This window comes from Streptomyces sp. DH12 (assembly GCF_020873895.1).
Classification (GTDB): domain Bacteria; phylum Actinomycetota; class Actinomycetes; order Streptomycetales; family Streptomycetaceae; genus Streptomyces.
Genome location: NZ_JAHWGT010000096.1, coordinates 1 through 1,202 on the forward strand (window position 1 = coordinate 1; position 1,202 = coordinate 1,202).

At 68.1% G+C, this 1,202-nt stretch carries 1 protein-coding gene and 1 pseudogene; both read left to right on the top strand.

Going from position 1 to position 1,202, the window contains the following annotated elements:
- Positions 1 to 290: pseudogene (locus LPA54_RS32685) on the top strand (ribonucleoside-diphosphate reductase subunit alpha); the annotation flags it as partial.
- 56 nt (positions 291 to 346) lie between these two features.
- A partial coding sequence (locus LPA54_RS32690; protein ID WP_228984390.1) for a ribonucleotide-diphosphate reductase subunit beta occupies positions 347 to 1,202 on the top strand: 856 nt, incomplete at its 3' end.

Here is a 1,202-nt window from a genome sequence, read left to right on the forward strand (position 1 = left end):
GGGAGATCCCGCAGCGCGGGCTGATCGACATGGCCGCCGCCCGCACCCCGTTCCTGGACCAGGCGCAGTCGCTCAACCTGTTCCTGGAGACGCCGACCATCGGGAAGCTCTCCTCGATGTACGCCCACGCCTGGAAGCAGGGGCTGAAGACCACCTACTACCTGCGCTCCCGCCCGGCGACCCGGATCGCCCGCGCGGCCCGCGCCGCCGTGCCCGTCCAGCAGCCGGCCGACCCCGAGGCCGTCGCCTGCTCCCTCGAGAACCCCGAATCCTGCGAGGCCTGCCAGTGACCACCAGCACGACCAAGAACCTGCTCGACCCCGGCTTCGAGCTGACCCTGCGCCCCATGCGCTACCCGGACTTCTACGAGCGCTACCGGGACGCGATCAAGAACACCTGGCACGTCGAGGAGGTGGACCTGCACTCGGACGTCGCCGACCTGGCGAAGCTGACGCCCGAGGAGCAGCATCTGATCGGCCGGCTCGTGGCGTTCTTCGCCACCGGCGACTCGATCGTGGCGAACAACCTGGTGCTGACGCTGTACAAGCACATCAACTCGCCCGAGGCGCGGTTGTACCTGTCGCGGCAGCTGTTCGAGGAGGCCGTGCACGTCCAGTTCTACCTGACCCTGCTGGACACCTATCTGCCCGATCCGGACGACCGGGCGGCGGCCTTCGCGGCCGTGGAGAACATTCCGTCCATCCGGGAGAAGGCCGAGTTCTGCTTCACATGGATGGACTCGGTCGAGGAGATCGACCGGCTGGAGACGCGGGCCGACCGGCGCCGCTTCCTGCTCAACCTGATCTGCTTCGCGGCCTGCATCGAGGGGCTGTTCTTCTACGGCGCGTTCGCCTACGTCTACTGGTTCCGCAGCCGGGGCCTGCTGCACGGCCTGGCGACCGGCACCAACTGGGTGTTCCGCGACGAGACGATGCACATGTCGTTCGCGTTCGACGTGGTGGACACCGTGCGCAAGGAGGAGCCCGAGCTGTTCGACGAGGAGCTCGGACGCCAGGTCACCGACATGCTGCGCGAGGCCGTCGAGGCGGAGCTGCAGTTCGCCCGTGACCTGTGCGGCGACGGGCTGCCGGGGATGAACACCGCGTCGATGCGGCAGTACCTGGAGTGCGTCGCCGACCAGCGGCTGGTGCGGCTGGGCTTCACGCCGGTGTACGGCTCGGAGAACCCGTTCTCCTTCATGG